Origin of the sequence: Pseudomonas sp., assembly GCF_030683065.1 — a bacterium.
GTDB lineage: Bacteria > Pseudomonadota > Gammaproteobacteria > Pseudomonadales > Pseudomonadaceae > Aquipseudomonas.
Map to the genome: position 1 here is coordinate 191111 of NZ_JAUXMX010000033.1, position 18838 is coordinate 209948.

Sequence of the window (18838 nt, forward strand, 5' to 3'; positions counted from 1 at the left end):
AGTCCTTATCGAGAAGTTGTTGCCCTTGTATATGAGAATCATTAGCATGCGCAGCGCTTCACTCTTGCCTGCCTTGCTCCTCCTTCGGCGTCGCCAGCTTGCGGTGCGGGGAGGGCGCCTTTCCGTTGGGGACAACAATGACAATCCGTAGTCGCAAGCACCATAAAGTGAGTCACCTGGCCGCGTTGATCGCTGCAGCTCTCCCCGCAGTGGCTTTTGCCCAGACCGAGGCTGCTGGGGGGGAGTTGAACCTGCCCGAGATGGTCGTGACTTCCAAAGCCGAAGCGCCTTACAAGGCGAACAGGAGTGCCAATACCAAGCTGACCCAGCCGTTGCTCGATACACCGAAAACCATTCAGGTAATCAAGAAGGAAATGCTTCGCGAGCAGGGGGCGGGCAGCCTGATGGAAGCGCTGCGCAACACCCCCGGCATCACCATGCAGCTGGGCGAGAACGGCAACACCTCAGCCGGCGATACTTTTATGATGCGCGGCTTCTCCACGCAGAACTCGACCTTCGTCGACGGTGTGCGCGACCTTGGTGCGGTCAGCCGTGATGTGTTCAACCTCGAGCAGGTCGAAGTGGTGAAGGGCGCGGCGGGCTCGGATATCGGCCGCGGCGCGTCGTCCGGCTATATCAACCTGATCCCCAAGCTGCCGACCCTGACCAACGAAACCTTCGGCACCGTCGGCTACGGTACGGCAGACAAGAGCAACCTGACCGCCGATATCAACCGGCAACTGGGCGACAACTCGGCCTTGCGTCTGAACCTGATGCGTCGCGCGGGCGATGTCGATGGCCGCGATTACGTGGATAACAGCAGCTACGGTGTAGCGCCTGCTATTGCTTTCGGTTTGGACACGGCCACCCGGGTTTATGTCTATTCCCAGCACGTACGTCAGGACAACACCCCGGATGGCGGTATTTCCAGCATCGGCATGAAGGGTTTCTATAACGCCAATGCCGCGTTGAATGCCGGCGGCAAGGTCGATACCGAGAACTACTATGGCGCCAAGGGCGACTCCGAGCGGATCGACGGCGACATGTTCAGCGTCAAGTTCGAGCATGACTTCAATGACGCCCTGACCCTGCGCAACCTGTCGCGCTGGGGGCGTAGCAACAACGATCGCACCCTCACTGGCATCAACGCCCTGGCCGCGCCCAGTGCCGACCCAGACAGCTGGACGGTGAGTCGTTCGCGTCAGGTGGTCGACCAGGAGAACCAGATTCTCGCCAACCAGACCAGCCTGAACGCCGCGTTCGACACCTTCGGTCTGCGCAACGAGCTGGCTGCTGGTCTTGAGTTGATGAGCGAGAAACAGCTCAACCGTGGTTACGCCACTGCTGCCCAAACCATCGACGGTGTGGCCTACCCGGCTGTACCGGTTCCTCCGGCCAATCTCTACGACCCAAGTGCGCACGACGGCCTTGGTGACCCGTACAAGACCGGCGTCAACACCGACGGCGAAACCAAGACCGCAGCGCTCTATGTGTTCGACACCCTGCACCTGAATGAGCAGTGGCTGCTCAATGGCGGCGTGCGTTTCGAGCACTTCCGCACCGAGACCGACAGCGCGGCCCTGGCCAGTGGTGCGCTGGTACCGCGCAGTGCCTACGAGTCGGGTGACCTGACCAGTTGGAACACTGGTCTGGTGTTCAAGCCGCTGGTAAACGGCAGCATCTATTTGTCCTACGCCAACTCGATGACCCCGCCGGGCAGCGGTAACTTCAACCTGGCCGCGACCTCCGCTACTTCCTCCTCCAACGAGCAGGTAGGGCTGGAACCGCAGGAAACCGAACACGTTGAGCTGGGCACCAAGTGGGACCTGCTGGATGAGCGTCTGGCGCTGACCCTGGCGGCCTACCGCACCGAAAACGCCAATCAGGTCAGCTACGACTCCTTCACCGCTACCTACTTCCAGGAAGGCAAGACCCGGGTCGATGGCGTCGAGCTAGGGGTGGTCGGCCAACTGAGCAACTTCTGGCAGGTTTCAGCCGGTATCGCCCACATGGAAACCAAGCAGATCGACCAGTTCAGTACCTCTGCCGAGAACAGCGGCGTGCGCTGGTCGCCCGACCTGACCGCGACCCTGTGGACCTCCTACTCCCTGGGTGATCTGACCCTGGGTGGCGGCGCGCGCTATGTGTCCGAGCAGGAGCGGGTGATCACTGCCGGCGCTGATCTGGCTACCCAGAACATGCCGTCCATCCCGTCCTACTGGGTGACAGACGCGATGGTCGCCTACCGCGTCAATGACAACGTCAATCTGCGGGTGAACCTCTACAACCTGTTCGACGAGGAGTATATCGAGTCGCTGAACAACAGCGGCGCCCGTGCCCGTCTCGGCGCGCCACGTTCGGCGATGTTCACCACCGAACTCAGTTTCTGATAGAGCGACCCGCCTTACCTGAAGCCTGCGCGCAAGCGCGGGCTTCTTGCATTTCCATACATGTAGAGAGGATGTCGATGCTGCTGCATATCCCCCAAGTGTTGAGTAAACCGGACGTTGCCGCGCTGCGTACCGAGTTGGCGGCCCATGCCTGGGTCGATGGCGTGCAGACGTCCGGCGCCCAGGCGGCAAGTCTCAAGCAGAATCTGCAGTTCCCAGCGGATTCCCCGGCCTTTGCCGGGCTGGCGCAGCGGGTGGCGGAGGCATTGGCGCGCCATCCGTTGTTCGTTTCCGCAGTGTTGCCGCGGCAGATGTTGCCGCCAATGTTCAACTGCTACAGCGGCGGTGGTCGCTATGGCAACCATGTGGATAACGCCCTGCAACGCGACCGCTTCAGCGCGGATCAGGTGCGCACCGATGTGTCCACCACGGTATTTCTCAGCGAACCGGACGAGTACGACGGCGGCGAGTTAATTGTCGAGGACACCTACGGCGAGCACGAGATCAAGCTGGCGGCGGGCGATGCCATCATCTATCCGGCCACCAGTCTGCACCGCGTCGAGCCGGTAACCCGCGGCGCGCGTATCGCCTCCTTCCTCTGGACGCAAAGCCGGGTGCGCGATGCCTGGCAGCGCAAGATGCTCTTCGACCTGGACATGACCATCCTCAAGCTGCGCCACGACCTGGGCGACAGTGACGAGGTGGTGAGCCTGACCGGCACCTATCACAACCTGCTGCGCCAGTGGGCGGACTGAAATGACCTTGAGCGAACCCCTGAGCGCGATTCCGGCCGATCTGGTCGCGGCCTGCGATTACCAGCGCTATGCGCTGGCGCGCCTTGATGCCAATGCATTGGCCTACCTGCAAGGCGGCGCGGCGGATGAACTGACTTGCCAGGCCAATCTGGATACCTGGCGCGACTGGGCGATAGTGCCGCGCCTGCTGCGCGATCTGCGCGGTGGTCATACTCGCTGCACCTTGCTGGGCGATGAGTTGCAGCACCCTATATTGCTGGCGCCGGTGGCCTACCAGCAGCTGTTTCACGCCGAGGGCGAGCTGGCCAGCACCCTGGCTGCCGGAGTGATGGGCGGCGCCGCGGTGCTCAGCTCGTTCGCTTCCACGGCGCTGGAAGATGTCGCTGAGGCGGCGACCGGGCCGCTGTGGTTCCAGTTGTACTGGCAGGGCGACGGGCCCGCGACCCTGGCGCTGGCGCAACGTGCCGAGGCAGCCGGCTATCGCGCTTTGGTGCTGACGGTGGATGCGCCGGTGTCGGGGCTGCGCAATCGCGAGCAGCGCGCGGCCTTTGCCCTGCCGGACGGCATAGCCGCGGTGAATATCGCCAAGCCTCCAGTTTTGCCTCAGCTGCCGCCCGGTGGCAGCGCGGTTTTCGACGGCATGCTGGCCATCGCGCCGACCTGGGACGATGTGCGCTGGCTGTGCCGGCATAGCCGTCTGCCCATTCTGCTCAAGGGCATTCTGCATCCTGGCGATGCGCGCCTGGCAATAGAGACGGGGGCGGCGGGTGTGATCGTCTCCAACCATGGTGGCCGGGTGCTGGATTCGCAGTGGCCGGCGCTCAACGCCTTGCCCGGCATCCGTGGCGAATTGGGCGCAGAGGCGCTGATTCTGCTGGATGGTGGCATTCGACGCGGTACCGATGTGTTCAAGGCCCTGGCGCTGGGCGCCGACGCCGTGCTGATCGGCCGGCCCTATATCCATGCCCTGGCCACGGCTGGCGCGCTGGGCGTGGCGCATTTGCTCAAGCTGCTGCGCGAGGAGCTGGAGGTGGCCATGGCCTTGAGCGGCTGCCGCGAGCTGTCCAGTATTGGGCCGCAGGCGCTGCAATCGCTCAGGGGCAGCAATGAGTAGGGTGCGCTGTGCGCACCAGCACCCGCTGCAGGCGCACCCTACGATGGCCTCGGGCGCATGGATGCCACACCTTCTGGCGAGATAGTCGGGAAAGAACCTGTGTAAATGTGCGGTAAATCCATCGTTTTAGAAAGATAATGCAACTGCTTCTCAAATAGAATCGCGCCGCAGTGACAACCGCGGTGGCCGTCACTCCTGTCAGGTAGCTCCTCGTGTTCAAGAAAATCCTTTTCCAGCTGCATTGGCTGCTCGGCATCAGCGCCGGTCTGGTGCTGGCGCTGATGGGCCTGACCGGCGCGGCCTATTCGTTTCAGGACGAATTGCTGCGTGCGCTCAATCCCGAGGTGCTGCAGGTCGAGGTGCGCGCCGGCGGCGTGCTGACACCTGACGTGCTGGTGCCGCGTATCGAGGCGGCCAGCCAGCAGCGCGTAGTACGCCTGAATGTGGAAGCGGATGTCGAACTCGCCGGGCGGGTAGGTTTCGCACCGGCCGCGGGCGAGCGCCGTGGTGGGTCGCGTTACTTCGATCCCTACACCGGTGAGCTGCTGGGCGAGCCGCGTGGCCAGGGCTTTTTCGATCTGATGGTGGATTTACACCGCTCTCTTGCCATGGGCGAGTACGGCAAGCAGATCACCGCTGCCAGCACCCTGGCGTTGGTCTTCTTCTGCCTCTCCGGCCTCTATCTGCGTTGGCCGCGCCAGGCCTTGAACTGGCGCGCCTGGCTAAGCCTGGACTGGGCCAAGCGTGGCCGTGCGTTCAACTGGGACTTGCACGCGGTGGCCGGCACCTGGTGCCTGGCGTTCTACCTGTGTGCGGCGCTGACCGGGCTGTATTGGTCCTACGATTGGTACCGCGAAGGCCTGACTGGCCTGCTCACCAGCGAGCCCGCCGGTGAGCAGCGCAAGCGCGGCGACCGGCCAGCCGCCGGAGCCGTGCCAGCAGTGAACTACCCGGCACTCTGGGCCGGTCTGCAGCAAGCTGCCGGGCCGCAGTTGAGTGGCTACAGCTTGCGCCTGCCGGCCACGGTTGAGCAGCCGGTAACGGTGTTCTATATGCGTGACGACGCACCTCATGAGCGCGCGTTCAACCAGTTGGCGCTCGATCCGTTGAGCGGCGCGCCGGGCCGGCACAAGCGCTATGACCAGCAGGCGTTTGGCGATCAGCTGCTGACCAGCCTCTATGCCCTGCATGTGGGCAGCTACTTCGGCCTGCCCGGACGCATCCTGATGTTCCTGGCCAGCCTGGCGATGCCGCTGTTCGCCATCACCGGCTGGTTGCTCTACCTCGGCCGCCGGCGCAACAAGCGCGCGATGTTGCAGGCGCGTGGCGCTTTGCAGCCGAGCGCGGGGCAGGGCGATGGCTGGCTGATCGGCTTTGCCAGCCAGAGCGGCTTCGCCGAGCAGCTGGCCTGGCAAACCGCCGGGCAATTACAGGCTGCGGGTTATGCCGTCAGGGTGGAATCGCTGGCGCGTCTTGATCGGCAGGCCTTGAGTGAGGCGCAGCACGCGCTGTTCGTGGTCAGCACCTTCGGCGACGGCGAGGCGCCGGACAGCGCCCGTGGCTTCGAGCGCCAGATACTCGCTCGAACGCTGGATCTACCGCACTTGCGTTACGCCATGCTCGCCCTGGGTGACCGCCAGTATCAGCACTTCTGCGGCTTTGCCCTGCGGGTACAGGATTGGCTCGGCCGGCAGGGCGCCCAGGCCTTGTTCGAGCCGGTGCAGGTGGATGCCGGCGACGCGCTGGCGCTGGCCGATTGGCAGCGCCAACTCAGTGAACTGACGGGCGCTCAGCCGCTGCACAAGGGCGAAACGCCCTACGGCCTGTGGACGCTGACACGCCGAGAGCTGCTCAACCCCGGCAGCCAGGGCGCGCCGACCTATTTGCTGGGGCTGCGCGCCGAACGGCCGGCCGACTGGAGTGCCGGCGATATTCTTGAAGTGCTACCGCGCCAGGCCGTAAGCGTCATGCGGACCTGGATGCAGCGCTTCGGCCTGGATGGCCACCAGGCGGTCCATCTCGAGGGCATGCAGCAATCGTTACACCAGGCGCTGGCGACCCGGCAACTGCCGGACAGTTTCGCCCACCTGATCGGTTTGCAGCCCCAGGCCGTGGTGGATGCGCTGGTGCCGCTGGCAGCGCGCGAATACTCCATCGCTTCCTTGCCCAGCGACGGCGAGCTGCAGCTGATCGTGCGCCAGCAGCGGCATGCCGATGGCTCTCTGGGGCTGGGTTCCGGCTGGCTGACCGAAGGCGCGGCGCTGCAGGGGCAGTTGTTGGCGCGGGTACGGCGCAACAGCGCCTTTCATGCGCCTGAGGATGACCGGCCGCTGATTCTGATCGGTAATGGCACCGGTCTGGCCGGGCTGCGCAGCCTGCTCAAGGCGCGCATTGCTGCCGGTCACAGGCGCAACTGGCTGCTGTTCGGCGAGCGCAATGCGGCGCATGACTTCTATTGCCGGGATGAGCTGCAGGGGTGGCTGGCCTCCGGCGACTTGGCGCGCCTGGATCTGGCCTTCTCCCGCGACCAGGCGCACAAGGCCTATGTACAAGATCGCCTGGGCGAAGCCGCCGAGCTGCTGCGCGAATGGTTAGCCGATGGCGCGTCGATTTACGTCTGCGGCAGCCTCGAGGGCATGGCCGGCGGCGTCGACCGGGTGCTGCATGACGTGCTGGGTGAGGCCGCGGTCGGCGCGCTGGTCGAGCAGGGCCGCTATCGCCGGGATGTCTATTGAGGCTTAGGTCTTATGTTGATGCGCAAGATCTGCGGCAACCTAGGGTGGATGGCGCTTTACCCATCCACTAATGACAAAGGTGGATGAAAAAGGCGTCATCCACCCTACATGTCTCGATAGAGCGGCTTGCCCATAAACCAGGATCCACTGGTGCCGCTCTGGCTGTGGCTCTAAGCTTGTGCCCATGAACAGACGAATCCTGCTGAATTGCGACATGGGCGAGAGCTTCGGTGCCTGGAACATGGGCGACGATGCCTTGGCTATGCCCCTGGTCGATCAAGCCAACCTGGCCTGTGGCTTTCACGCCGCCGATCCGCTGACCATGCAGCGCACCGTCGCCCTGGCGGTGCGGTATGGGGTGAGTATCGGTGCGCATCCGGCTTATCCCGACCTGGTCGGCTTCGGCCGTCGGCATATGGCCTGCTCGCCGGAGGAGGTAACCGCCCAGGTGCTCTATCAGATCGGCGCGCTGGATGCCTTTTGCCGCGCGGCCGGCACTCAATTGGCCTACGTCAAGCCGCATGGCGCCTTGTACAACGACCTGGTGCGTGACGATGCCCTGCTCGGGGCGGTGCTGGAGGCCTGCGCCAGCTACCGCAAGGGCTTGCCGCTGATGGTCCTGGCGCTGGTCGACAATCGCCGCGAGCTGGAGTTTGCCGATGCCGCCGACGTGCCGTTGATTTTCGAGGCCTTCGCTGACCGTGCCTACCTGACTGACGGCCAATTGGCGCCACGCCGCCTGGCCGATGCACTGCACCGCGATCCACAGCGGATTCTCGATCAGGCCTTGGCCATCGCCCAGGGTGAAGCCTTTGCCGATATCGATGGCAAACCGTTGCAGCTGTGTGCCGACAGCCTTTGCGTACACGGTGATAACCCCGAGTCGCTGGCCGTGCTGCGGCGCTTGCGGGCGCTGCTGGACGCCACCTGATGCGCTTCGAACCGGCCGGCGCCGAAGCGCTGTTGCTGGTGCTGGCCGAGCAGCCTGACGCGCAGTTACCGTTGCGTATCGCCCTGCTGGCCGAGCGCATCCGTGCCGAACTGGGACCGCTGCTGCGTGACCTGGTGCCGAGCTGGACCAGCCTGCTGCTGCACTACGACCTGACCCGTACCGATCACCGGCAACTGGCCGAGCGCTTGAGCCCATTGCTGCCGCGCTGGCTCGCCGAGCCCTTGCCGGTCGAGAGCGGACGCCTGCATGAAATTCCGATCTGGTATGCCGGCGCCGACCTGGCCGAGGTGGCGCGTCTGTGCCGGCTAAATGTCGAGCAGGTGATCGAGCTGCACAGCGCCACCGAGTACCGGGTCGGCGCCATCGGTTTCGCTCCGGGCTTCGCCTACCTGGGCGGGTTGCCTGAACGGCTGGCTTTGCCGCGCCGCAGTACGCCACGCACGCGGGTGCCGGCTGGTAGCCTGGCCATCGCCGAGCGGCAGACGGCGGTCTATCCCCAGGCCTCGCCCGGTGGCTGGCACTTGCTTGGCTTGTGCCCCAGACGCCTGTTCGATGTTCAGGGTGAGCCGCCATGCCCGCTGGTGGTGGGCGACCGGGTGCGTTTCGTGGCGGTTAGCGAGCAGACTTTTCGTGCCGAAGGCGGGCCGTTATGAGTGGGCTGCGGGTACTCACGCCAGGGCCGCTGAGCCTGTTGCAGGATGGCGGCCGGCATGGCTGGCAGCACCTTGGTGTGTCGCCAGCCGGGGCGCTGGATCTGCACGCCGCCGCCTGGGCCAATCGTCTGCTGGACAACCCCTGGGGCACGCCGTTGCTGGAGATCGCCCTGGGTTATCTCGAGCTGCAGAGCGAGCTGGATACCTGGCTGGCGCTGACCGGTGCGCAGGTCGCGGCGACAGTCGACGGCGCGCCGCTGCCACCCTGGTCGCGTTTTCCCCTGCGCGCCGGCCAGCGGCTCAAGCTGGGCTACGCCCGCAGCGGCCAGCGCGCTTATCTGGCGGTAGCCGGTGGCTTCCGTGCGGCGCCGCAACTCGGCAGCGTCAGCACCCAGCAGCGTGAAGGCGTGGGCGGCTTGCAGGGCACGGGCGAGCCGTTGTGTGCTGGCGATCTGTTGCCTTGCCTGGCGGCGGATTTGCCCCGGGCGCTGAGCGTGCCCTGGCCCTATCAGCCGGACTACCGGGCACCGGTCTGCTTGCGGGTGATTGGTAGCGGCGATACGGCGGGCTTGGCGTCCGATCAGTTGCAGGCGTTCTTCGCGCGCAGCTGGCAGCTTAGTGCGCAGTCCGACCGCATGGGTGCACGCCTGCTCGGCGAGCCGCTGATTGCCCCCACGCAACAGTGGTCGCAAGGCGTCGGCCGCGGGGCGATCCAGTTGCCGCCCGACGGCCAGCCGATCATCCTTCAGGCCGACCACCAGACCATGGGCGGCTACCCGATCCTCGGCTGGCTGCACCCGCTCGACCAGGCCCGCCTGGCCCAGTGCCCGGCGCACCACGAGCTGCGTTTCAGCCCGGTCGGTATCGACCAGGCCCAGGCCGAGCTGCGCGCGTTTTATCGGTTCTTTGGGCGCTGATCCTGGTTCCGCCGCGAGCGTTTTTCGCGGGTATGGGGCTGGGCGTCGCCCCCGCTCCTAGGTAGGGGGCCAGTAACCCATCATTGCGGCGTACCTGCTGACACCCTGTTGGGTTACGCGGCGCCTCGAATCGGTGACTTGCTCGGCAATGCAGCCGCCGCTAACCCAACCTACGACTGCAACGATCGCCAGCAAGCTGGCTCCTACGAGGGTGGCACCAGGCTCCTTTTAGCCGTTGATCCGCTCCGCATGGTGGCAAGCCACCTGGCGCGCATCGAGCAGGCGCAGGTGCGGTTGTTCGACGCTGCAGCGCTCGGTGGCATACGGGCAACGCTGGTGAAAGGCGCAGCCGCTGGGCGGTGCCAGCGGGTTGGGCAGTTCGCCGACGATCCTGATCTTCGGCTTGCTCGGATCTGGGCGGATGGTCGGCGTCGCCGACAACAGCGCCTGGGTATAGGGGTGCAGCGGACGGCTGTAGATCAGCTGCTTGGCACCCATCTCGACCGGGCGGCCAAGGTACATCACCAGCACCTCGTCAGCGACATGACGCACCACCGATAGGTTGTGCGAGATGAACACGTAGGCGGTGTTGAACTGCTCCTGCAGGTCCATGAACAGGTTGAGCACCTGGGCCTGGATCGACACGTCCAGGGCCGAGGTCGGTTCGTCCGCTACCAGCACCTTGGGCGTGAGCATCATCGCCCGGGCCAACGCGATGCGTTGGCGCTGGCCGCCGGAGAACATGTGAGGGTAACGCTGGTAGTGCTCGGGACGCAGGCCGACCTGCTGCATCATCGCCTGCACCCGCTCACGGCGTTCGAGGCGTGACAGCGGTGTGTTGATCAGCAGCGGTTCGGCCAGTTGGTCGCCGATCTTCTGCCGCGGGTTGAGCGAGGCGTAGGGGTTCTGAAACACCATCTGCACGTCGCGACGCAACTGCTGGCGCTGCGCCTTGTTGGCGCCGGCGACTTCCTGCCCGGCGATCTGCAGCGAGCCGGAGGAGGGCTGCTCGATCAGGGTCAGGGCGCGGGCCAGGGTCGACTTGCCGCAGCCAGATTCGCCGACCACTGCCAACGTCTTGCCGGCCTGCAATTCGAAGGACACACCGTTCAGCGCCTGCACGATGGCGTGGGCCTTGAACAGACCGCGAGGCACGCTGTAGTGCCGGGTCAGCTCGCGGGCGCTGAGCACGCTGGTGGTGTCAGCCATCATGCGACCTCCTGATTCAAGGGATAGAAGCAGCGCACCGCGCCGTTAACCTGCGGCTCCAGCGTCGGGCGTTGCGCGTGGCAATGCTGCTGGACGTAAGGGCAGCGCGGCGCCAGCAGGCAACCCTGCGGGCGGTCGTAACGTCCCGGGACGATGCCGGGCAAGGTCGCCAGGCGCCGGGCGCCCAGGCTGTGTTCGGGAATCGCCTTGAGTAGCGCCTCGGTGTAAGGGTGCGCCGGCGCATCGAACAGCTGCGGCACGCTGCCGATTTCCACCGCCTGGCCGGCGTACATCACGCAGACCCGTTGCGCGGTTTCGGCGACCACGGCCAGATCGTGGGTGATCAACACCAGGCCCATGTCCTGCTCGCGTTGCAGGTCGAGCAGCAGCGCCATGATCTGCGCCTGGATGGTCACATCCAGCGCGGTGGTCGGTTCGTCGGCGATCAGCAGCTTGGGCTCGGCGGCGATTGCCATGGCGATCGCCACGCGCTGGCTCATGCCGCCGGAGAGCTGATGGGGGTAGGCGTCGAGGCGGCTTTCGGCGGCGGGGATTTCGACCCGTTCGAGCAGTTGCAGGGCGCGGCGGCGGGCATCCTTGGCGGACAGGTGGAGGTGCTGACGCAGCACTTCCTCGATCTGGAAACCCACGGTGTAGCTGGGGTTGAGGGCAGTCGCCGGGTCCTGGAAGATCATCGCCAAGTCCTTGCCGACAATACGCCGGCGCTGACGGCCCTTGAGGCGCAGCATGTCGGTGCCGTCGAACTGCAGGCAGTCGGCGCTGACTACGCCGGGAGCATCGATCAGGCCCATCAGCGCCAGCATGGTCACCGACTTGCCGGAACCGGACTCGCCGACGATGGCCAGCACCTCGCCCTTGTCGACCGAGAGGTCGAGGCCATCGACCACCGGCACGGCATTGGCGTCACCGAAACGCACGCTGAGGTTCTTGATGTCGAGCAGCTTCATGGGCAGCTCTCCGCACCGTAGGATGGGTTGAGCAGAGCGATACCCATCATTGTCAGCCGATCATTTCGATGGGTATCGCTGCGCTCAACCTTGCGCGGCCCGACCCATCCTACAAAGACAGTCATGTTCATTCGGGCCTCCTCACACGGCATTCTTCAGTTTCGGGTCGAGCGCGTCGCGCAACCCGTCGCCCATCAGGTTGATTGCCAGCACGCTGAGCAAAATGGTCAGGCCGGGCAGGGTGACTACCCACCAGGCGCGTTCGATATAGTCGCGCGCCGAAGCCAGCATGGTGCCCCACTCGGGCGTTGGCGGTTGTACGCCGAGGCCGAGAAAACCCAGGGCGGCGGCGTCGAGAATCGCCGAGGAAAAGCTCAGGGTGGCCTGCACGATCAGTGGCGCCATGCAGTTGGGCAACACGGTGACGAACATCAGGCGCGGCAGGCTGGCACCGGCCAGGCGCGCGGCGGTGACGTAGTCGCGGTTCAGTTCGCCCATCACCGCGGCGCGGGTCAGGCGCACATAGGACGGCAGCGAGACGATGGCGATGGCGAAGATGGTGTTGATCAGGCCAGGGCCGAGGATGGCGACGATGGCCACCGCCAGCAGCAACGACGGCAGCGCCAGCATGATGTCCATCAGGCGCATGATCGAGGGCCCGAGCAGGCGCGGAAAGAACCCGGCGATAAGCCCCAGCAGAATACCGGGGAGCAGCGCCAGCACCACCGAGGCCAGGCCGATCAGCAGCGACAGACGCGCACCAAAGATCAAGCGCGAGAGCAGGTCGCGGCCCAGTTCGTCGGTGCCCAGAAGGAACTGCCATTGGCCGCCTTCCAGCCAGGCCGGCGGGGTCAGCATGAATTCGCGAAATTGCTCGGTGGGATCGAACGGTGCCAGCCAGGGCGCGAATAGCGCACAGATCACCAGCACGATCATGAAGAACAGCCCGGCGACCGCGCCCTTGTTGTGGCTGAATGCCGCCCAGAACTCCTTGAGCGGCGAGGGATAGAGCAGGCTAGGGTCGAGTGGCGAGGTGGTGATCGTCATGCACGTGCCCCTGAGCATAAGTATGTAGCCCGGGTCGAGCGCAGCGACACCCGGGAGAGGGCATCCTGGGTATCGCTGCGCTCGACCCAGGCTACGGGTGAGGTTGGGTGCATCCAGCAGCCTGGTTGCAGGGACATGGCGAGCTCCTTGTTAGCGCTGATGGCGAATGCGTGGGTTGGCCAGGCCGTAGAGGATGTCCACCACGAAGTTGACCAGGATCACCAGGCAGGCGATCAGCAGGATGCCGTTTTGCACCACCGGGTAGTCGCGGGCGCCGATCGACTCGATCAGCCATTTGCCGATGCCCGGCCAGGAGAAGATGGTTTCGGTCAGTACCGCGCCGGCGAGCAGCGCGCCGACTTGCAGGCCGAACACCGTGAGTACCGGAATCAGCGCGTTGCGCAGGCCGTGGACGAACACCACCCGCGTCGGCGACAGGCCCTTGGCGCGGGCGGTGCGAATGTAGTCCTCGCCCAGCACTTCGAGCATCGCCGAGCGGGTCATCCGTGCAATTACCGCCAGCGGGATGGTGCCGAGCACGATGGCCGGCAGGACCAGGTGGTGCAGGGCATCGAGGAAGGCGCCTTGCTCGTCGCTGAGCAGGCTGTCGATCAACATGAAGCCGGTGACCGGCGGGATGTCGTAGAGCAGGTCGATACGCCCGGACACCGGGGTCCAGCCCAGCCAGACCGAGAAGAACATGATCAGCAGCAGGCCCCACCAGAAGATCGGCATGGAATAGCCGGCCAGGGAAATGCCCATCACCCCATGATCGAACAACGAGCCCCGTTTTAGTGCGGCCACCACCCCGGCGATCAGGCCCAGACTGCCGGCAAACAGCAGGGCGGCGAGGGCCAGTTCGACGGTCGCCGGGAACAGGGTGAAAAATTCACTCCACACACTTTCACGGGTGCGCAGCGATTGGCCCAGATCGCCCTGGGCCAGTTGGCCAATATAGTCGAGGTACTGGGCGTACAGCGGCTTGTTCAGGCCCAGGCGTTCCATGGCTTCGGCGTGCATCACCGGGTCGAGCCGGCGTTCGCCCATCATCACTTCCACCGGGTCGCCGGGGATCATGCGAATCAGGGCGAAAGTGAGCAAGGTGATGCCGAAAAAAGTCGGGATCAGCAGCCCCAGACGTCTGGCGATAAAAGACAGCATGCGAGTCGATGCTCCAGTGAGAATGCGCGTGCGCCTGGCTGGATGGCCGGGCGCTATCGTCAACGGCCGGGCAGGTGCCCGGCCACTTGCCTGGAGATATTACTCGACGCTTACCCCGTAGAAGGCGTTGAGCGCGAAGGGACTGATTTTGAAGTCCTTCACGCTGGTGCGCATCGGTTGATACACGGTGGAGTGGGCGATTGGGGTGATCGGTACTTCGCGCTTGAGAAGCACCTGGGCCTGTTGGTACAGCGCGGTGCGCTCGGCGACATCGGTGGTGCGCTTGGCCGCCTTGATCAGCTTGTCGTAATCGGCATCGCACCACTTGGAGAAGTTGTTGCCGTCCACCGCATCGCAGCCGTACAGAGTACCCAGCCAGTTGTCCGGGTCGCCGTTGTCGCCGCTCCAGCCGATCAGCATGGCATCGTGTTCGCCGGCCTTGGTGCGCTTGAGGTACTCGCCCCATTCGTAGCTGACAATCTTCACCTTGAGGCCGATCTTGCCCCAGTCGGCCTGGAGCATTTCGGCCATCAGTTTGGCGTTGGGGTTGTACGGGCGCTGCACCGGCATGGCCCATAGGGTGATCTCGGTGCCCTCGGCGACGCCGGCGGCCTTGAGCAATTCCTTGGCTTGCTGCGGGTCATAGGCGGCGTCCTTGATGCTGTCGTTATACGACCACTGGGTCGGCGGCATACCGTTGACCGCCAACTGACCGGCGCTCTGGTAGACCGCGTCGATGATTGCCTGCTTGTTCAAAGCCATGTCCAGCGCCTGGCGCACGGCGAGCTGGTCGAACGGCTTGTGCCTGACGTTGTAGGCGATGTAGCCAGCGTTGAAGCCGGGCTGCGACGGCATCTGGATATTCGGGTCCTTGGCGAGCGCCTCAAGGTCGGCCGGGCGCGGGAACAGGGTGACATGGCATTCTCCGGCCCTGAGCTTCTGCATGCGCACCGAGGCGTCGGTGTTGATGGCGAAGATCAAATTGTCGATCTTGACCTCATCCGGGTTCCAGTACGCCTGGTTGCCCTTGAAGCGGATCTGCGAGTCTTTCTGGTAGCGGCTGAACACGAAGGGTCCGGTGCCGATCGGCTTCTGGTTGATCTCGGCGGGCTTGCCAGCTTCAAGTAACTGCCCGGCGTATTCGGCCGAGTGGATCGAGGCGAAGCTCATCGCCAGGTTCTGGATAAAGGCGGCGTCCACCTCGTTGAGGGTAAACCTGACGGTCAGCTCGTCGAGCTTCTCCAGCGTGGCGATATTGCTGTCCATGCCCATGTCGGTGAAGTAGGGGAATTCGCTGGGGTAGGCCTTGCGGAATGCATGGTCCTTGTCGAGCATGCGGCCGAAGGTGAAGAGCACGTCGTCGGCGTTGAAGGTGCGGCTCGGCGTGAAGTAGTCGGTGCTGTGGAACTTGACCCCGGGCCGCAGGTGGAAGGTGTAGCTCAGGCCATCTGCAGCGATGTCCCATTTTTCCGCAAGACCGGGGATGACCGCGGTGCCGCCACGCTCGAACTGGGTCAGGCGATTGAATATGGTTTCGGCAGACGCATCGAAGTCGGTGCCGGTGGTGTACAGCCCCGGGTCGAACCCGGCTGGGCTGCCTTCGGAACAGAACACCAGGTTGCTCGCGGCCTGGGCCAGCGGGGTGCTGGCGAGTAGCCCAGCAATGACAAAAGCCTGGGTGAAGGCGTTTTTACGCATGATGACCTCATTGATTATTGTGGTTATTTGCGTGAGGGGACTCTTGTGTAGACCTCAATGACACTATGCACGGCATGTGCCGCCGACAAGGGGCATGAGGTCTTCAGCGTAGTAACTGCGGGTAAACTGTCGCATTTAGGCAATTTTCGTGGATCAAGCTGGCATTACGCCGCTATCTGGCGACAACGGCGTTGCCTGCTTTTGAGGCATGGTTCAGGGCATCTGCACTTCGATGACGCCGTCGGCATTGATCGTCACCTGGCTGGTGCCGGCTTCGATGTCTGGCGTCACCGTGGCATCCATCCTCTCGGCGCCTTTCATCGCGCTCATGCGCATCGGCATCGGTGGCTGGAAACCGCCGCTGTTGAGGCTCAGGTTGACCAGTTTGTAGCCGCTGCCACCCAGGGCGTCGGTGGCCAGTTGGGCGCGGGCCTTGAACGCCGCCACGGCCTCCTTGAGCAGGGTGTCTTCGTGGGTTTTGCGCGTGGCGTTGGCAATGCTGAAGTTCATCCCGCCCATCTTCATGGTCTGCAGCATCTCGCCGGTCAGTGTGGACAGGGCGCTGAAGTCAGCACTTTCCAGGCGCAGCTCGGCGCGTTCGCGCCAGGCGGTAATCTGCTGGCCCTTGTCATCGTAGACCGGGTAACTGTGGCGGCTGCCCATGGCCACGCTGACGCCCTTGGCCTTGCGCGCCTGGGCAATGCTGGCGTTGAGGGTGTTGCTGATCTGCGCAGCAAGTGCCGCCGGGTCGCTGTCTTGCGCTTCGCTATACAGGGTGACGTGCATCAGGTCGTGGGCGATTTCCTGATTGACCTCGGCGCGCAGCGCAATTTGGTTGTAGCGGGCCTCTTCGGCATGTGCCGCAAGGCTGAGCAGGCCGACGGCGCTGATGGTCAGGGCACTGGCGAGACGGGACAATGGCTGCATGACGATTCCTTGTTAGCGATGTGGGGGCAGAGTGTTGAATGTGTAGCCAAAGGTACACCTGACGTTTCGACTGTTTGGGTTAAATCTGGTTCATCGATGTGTGTTGTTTCTGTGCATGCCCAGGCGTCAGGCCACAACGGTAGGGTGCGCCGCGCGCACCAACCAACACAGGCCACAGCGCCGGATGCCGGTGTGCACGGTCCTGTGCTGCGGCCAGTTGTCGCAGCTGAGCAGGTCGAGCCTTGGTTATACTCGCGTGGCTCGGCAATCGAGCAATTTTGGAGAGTCCATGCTCGCACCCGTGCAGTTGTTGTCGGCCAGCCGGCAAAACCTCTGGCGTCTGACGCTGATCCGTATCCTGGTGTTGGCTGCCCAGGCGGGTTCTGTGGGCCTGGCCTATAAATCGGGCTTGCTGCCGCTGCCCTGGCAGGCGCTGAGCATCACGCTGGGTATTTCACTGCTGCTGTGTCTGCTGAGCGCACTGCGCCTGCGTGGTCCGTGGCCGGTCACCGAGGTGGAGTACGCGGTGCAACTCGGCTGCGACCTGGTCATCCATAGCGCGCTGCTGTACTACTCGGGTGGCTCGACCAACCCCTTTGTCTCGTATTACCTGGTGCCGCTGACCATCGCCGCGGCGACCTTGCCCTGGCTGTTTACCATGACGCTGTCCGGTCTGGCGCTGGCGGGCTACACCCTGCTGCTGGTGTGGTCGCACCCGCTGGATTTGCCGTCAGGTCCGCGTGAAAGCCTGCTGATCTACGGCATGTGGCTGAGTTTTGCCTTGGCCGCGGGGTTGATTACCTTCTTCGTCGCCAAGATGGCCGAGGAGCTGCGCGCCCAGGAGGAACTGCGCGCCGAGCGCCGCGAGGAAGGCTTGCGCGACCAGCAGTTGCTGGCGGTTGCCACCCAGGCCGCCGGTGCCGCCCATGAGCTGGGCACCCCATTGGCGACCATGAGCGTGTTGATCAAAGAGTTGCGCCGCGAGCATCAGGATCCGTTGTTGCAGGAAGACCTGGCGGTGCTGCAAGAGCAGGTCAAGCTGTGCAAAGAGACCCTGCAGCACCTGGTACGCGCTGCCGAAGCGGATCGGCGGCAGGCGGTGGTCGAACTGTCCTCGGTGGAGTGGCTGGAAACCACGCTTAATCGCTGGCACCTGATGCGTCCTGAGGCCACTTATCGCTATCAGTGCCTCGGGCGGGGCGCACCGCCACGGATGATGCCGCCAGCGGACCTGACCCAGGCACTGCTCAATCTGCTGAACAACGCCGCCGACGCCTGCCCGGACAAGCTGGACATTCGCCTCGACTGGGATCATCAATGGCTGAATCTGAGCATTCGCGATTTTGGCGCCGGGGTGCCACTGGCCATTGCCGAACAGCTCGGCAGGCCGTTTTTTACCACCAAGGGCAAGGGCTTCGGCCTGGGGTTGTTCCTTAGTCAGGCCAGCGTCACCCGTGCCGGCGGCACGGTAAAGCTGTATAACCATGAAGAAGGCGGCACGCTCACCGAGCTTAAGTTGCCGCGCGCCTATGGGCGAGCCTAAGGAAGCATCGAGTATGAGTGACGAAGTCCTGTTTGAAGGCGAAGAACAACCGCACCTGCTACTGGTTGATGACGACCCAACGTTTACCCGGGTCATGGCGCGGGCCATGAGTCGGCGTGGTTTACGTGTGTCGACTGCCGGTTCTGCCGAGGAGGGCCTGGCCCTGGCGGAACAGGATGTGCCGGATTACGCCGTGCTCGATTTGAAGATGGAAGGCGACTCCGGCCTGGTGCTGCTGCCTAAACTGCTGGAGCTGGATGCAGAAATGCGCGTGGTGATCCTCACCGGCTATTCGAGCATCGCCACCGCCGTTGAAGCCATCAAGCGCGGTGCCTGCAACTACCTGTGCAAACCGGCCGATGCCGACGACGTGCTGGCCGCGCTGCTCACCCAGCATGCCGATCTGGACACCCTGGTGCCGGAAAACCCGATGTCGGTGGACCGCCTGCAGTGGGAGCATATCCAGCGCGTACTCAGCGAGCACGAAGGCAATATCTCTGCCACCGCCCGCGCGCTCGGCATGCACCGACGCACCCTGCAGCGCAAATTGCAGAAGCGCCCGGTCAGGCGCTGAAAGGCCGTTGAAAAACCCAGGCGATACAGCACCGTAGCTCGGATGCAATCCGGGCTACCAGAGTGGCTGAGTGATGCCTTTCTTATCCGCCTCGCGGTATATCGTTATCGCTCGCGTAGAACGGAAAACCGCGAAGCGTTTTCCGTCGATGGCGTTATCATTAGTCCCCTAAGTAAATACGCTTCCAGGGGTCTC

The 18838-nt window shown here is 64.1% G+C and carries 15 protein-coding genes; 9 read left to right on the forward strand and 6 right to left on the reverse strand.

Translation table 11 applies throughout. The annotated features are described in order from the left end of the window. Nucleotides 1-137 precede the first annotated feature (137 nt). The 7 genes from Q8K09_RS10840 to Q8K09_RS10870 all read left to right on the forward strand — a co-directional run bounded on the left by Q8K09_RS10840 (nt 138) and on the right by Q8K09_RS10870 (nt 9516). The gene (locus tag Q8K09_RS10840; RefSeq protein ID WP_305254978.1) at nt 138-2390 is read left to right on the forward strand and encodes a catecholate siderophore receptor Fiu; all 2253 of its coding nucleotides are present in this window, start codon (nt 138-140) and stop codon (nt 2388-2390) included. A gap of 77 nt (nt 2391-2467) precedes the next feature. Beyond that, complete coding sequence (locus Q8K09_RS10845) at nt 2468-3145, forward strand: Fe2+-dependent dioxygenase (protein ID WP_305254979.1); 678 nt, start codon at nt 2468-2470, stop codon at nt 3143-3145. A 1-nt stretch (nt 3146) separates the two neighbouring features. Continuing rightward, nucleotides 3147-4259, forward strand: a complete 1113-nt coding sequence (locus Q8K09_RS10850) for an alpha-hydroxy acid oxidase (protein ID WP_305254980.1) — start codon at nt 3147-3149, stop codon at nt 4257-4259. Nucleotides 4260-4471: 212 nt separating this feature from the next. Next, nucleotides 4472-6994 (forward strand): sulfite reductase flavoprotein subunit alpha, encoded by a 2523-nt coding sequence (locus tag Q8K09_RS10855; protein WP_305254981.1) that lies wholly within the window; start codon nt 4472-4474, stop codon nt 6992-6994. Nucleotides 6995-7178: 184 nt separating this feature from the next. Next, a complete protein-coding gene (locus Q8K09_RS10860) occupies nt 7179-7925 on the forward strand; it encodes a 5-oxoprolinase subunit PxpA (RefSeq protein WP_305254982.1) in 747 nt (248 codons plus the stop codon). Next, nucleotides 7922-8599 (forward strand): 5-oxoprolinase subunit PxpB, encoded by a 678-nt coding sequence (gene pxpB, locus Q8K09_RS10865; RefSeq protein ID WP_305255063.1) that lies wholly within the window; start codon nt 7922-7924, stop codon nt 8597-8599. Before Q8K09_RS10860 ends, pxpB begins: the two co-directional genes overlap by 4 nt. After that, complete coding sequence (locus Q8K09_RS10870) at nt 8596-9516, forward strand: biotin-dependent carboxyltransferase family protein (protein ID WP_305254983.1); 921 nt, start codon at nt 8596-8598, stop codon at nt 9514-9516. The genes pxpB and Q8K09_RS10870 overlap by 4 nt, the downstream gene beginning before the upstream one ends. A 228-nt stretch (nt 9517-9744) precedes the next feature. Here the strand turns inward: Q8K09_RS10870 and Q8K09_RS10875 are convergent, their stop codons facing one another. The 6 genes from Q8K09_RS10875 to Q8K09_RS10900 form a co-directional block, all read right to left on the reverse strand. Next, nucleotides 9745-10725 carry a peptide ABC transporter ATP-binding protein gene (locus Q8K09_RS10875; protein WP_305255064.1) on the reverse strand — a complete coding sequence of 327 codons (981 nt, stop codon included), beginning with the start codon at nt 10723-10725 and terminating at the stop codon, nt 9745-9747. After that, nucleotides 10725-11693: an ABC transporter ATP-binding protein gene (locus Q8K09_RS10880; RefSeq protein ID WP_305254984.1), complete on the reverse strand. Its 969-nt coding sequence runs from the start codon at nt 11691-11693 to the stop codon at nt 10725-10727. The genes Q8K09_RS10875 and Q8K09_RS10880 overlap by 1 nt, the downstream gene beginning before the upstream one ends. 141 nt (nt 11694-11834) lie before the next feature. Then, nucleotides 11835-12740: an ABC transporter permease subunit gene (locus Q8K09_RS10885; protein WP_305254985.1), complete on the reverse strand. Its 906-nt coding sequence runs from the start codon at nt 12738-12740 to the stop codon at nt 11835-11837. Nucleotides 12741-12890: 150 nt separating this feature from the next. Continuing rightward, on the reverse strand, nt 12891-13901 hold the full coding sequence (locus Q8K09_RS10890; RefSeq protein ID WP_305254986.1) for an ABC transporter permease subunit: 1011 nt from the start codon (nt 13899-13901) through the stop codon (nt 12891-12893). A gap of 99 nt (nt 13902-14000) precedes the next feature. Then, nucleotides 14001-15599 (reverse strand): ABC transporter substrate-binding protein, encoded by a 1599-nt coding sequence (locus Q8K09_RS10895; protein ID WP_305254987.1) that lies wholly within the window; start codon nt 15597-15599, stop codon nt 14001-14003. Between the two features lie 213 nt (nt 15600-15812). Further along, entirely contained in the window at nt 15813-16526 is a 714-nt protein-coding gene (locus tag Q8K09_RS10900) for an SIMPL domain-containing protein (RefSeq protein ID WP_305254988.1), read from the reverse strand. A gap of 289 nt (nt 16527-16815) precedes the next feature. Here Q8K09_RS10900 and Q8K09_RS10905 point away from each other — a divergent pair, with 289 nt between their 5' ends. Beyond that, the gene (locus Q8K09_RS10905; protein WP_305254989.1) at nt 16816-18069 is read left to right on the forward strand and encodes an ATP-binding protein; all 1254 of its coding nucleotides are present in this window, start codon (nt 16816-16818) and stop codon (nt 18067-18069) included. A 13-nt stretch (nt 18070-18082) separates the two neighbouring features. Continuing rightward, nucleotides 18083-18643, forward strand: coding sequence for a response regulator transcription factor (locus Q8K09_RS10910; RefSeq protein WP_305254990.1), 561 nt, complete (start codon nt 18083-18085; stop codon nt 18641-18643). Nucleotides 18644-18838 lie beyond the last annotated feature (195 nt).

Coding starts and splice junctions, on each gene's coding strand:
- Q8K09_RS10890 (WP_305254986.1), bottom strand. CDS start 13,901: ATGCTGTCTTTTATCGCCAGACGTCTGGGGCTGCTGATCCCGACTTTT.
- Q8K09_RS10895 (WP_305254987.1), bottom strand. CDS start 15,599: ATGCGTAAAAACGCCTTCACCCAGGCTTTTGTCATTGCTGGGCTACTC.
- Q8K09_RS10870 (WP_305254983.1), top strand. CDS start 8,596: ATGAGTGGGCTGCGGGTACTCACGCCAGGGCCGCTGAGCCTGTTGCAG.
- Q8K09_RS10850 (WP_305254980.1), top strand. CDS start 3,147: ATGACCTTGAGCGAACCCCTGAGCGCGATTCCGGCCGATCTGGTCGCG.
- Q8K09_RS10845 (WP_305254979.1), top strand. CDS start 2,468: ATGCTGCTGCATATCCCCCAAGTGTTGAGTAAACCGGACGTTGCCGCG.
- Q8K09_RS10900 (WP_305254988.1), bottom strand. CDS start 16,526: ATGCAGCCATTGTCCCGTCTCGCCAGTGCCCTGACCATCAGCGCCGTC.
- Q8K09_RS10880 (WP_305254984.1), bottom strand. CDS start 11,693: ATGAAGCTGCTCGACATCAAGAACCTCAGCGTGCGTTTCGGTGACGCC.
- Q8K09_RS10840 (WP_305254978.1), top strand. CDS start 138: ATGACAATCCGTAGTCGCAAGCACCATAAAGTGAGTCACCTGGCCGCG.
- Q8K09_RS10905 (WP_305254989.1), top strand. CDS start 16,816: ATGCTCGCACCCGTGCAGTTGTTGTCGGCCAGCCGGCAAAACCTCTGG.
- Q8K09_RS10860 (WP_305254982.1), top strand. CDS start 7,179: ATGAACAGACGAATCCTGCTGAATTGCGACATGGGCGAGAGCTTCGGT.
- Q8K09_RS10885 (WP_305254985.1), bottom strand. CDS start 12,740: ATGACGATCACCACCTCGCCACTCGACCCTAGCCTGCTCTATCCCTCG.
- Q8K09_RS10910 (WP_305254990.1), top strand. CDS start 18,083: ATGAGTGACGAAGTCCTGTTTGAAGGCGAAGAACAACCGCACCTGCTA.
- Q8K09_RS10875 (WP_305255064.1), bottom strand. CDS start 10,725: ATGGCTGACACCACCAGCGTGCTCAGCGCCCGCGAGCTGACCCGGCAC.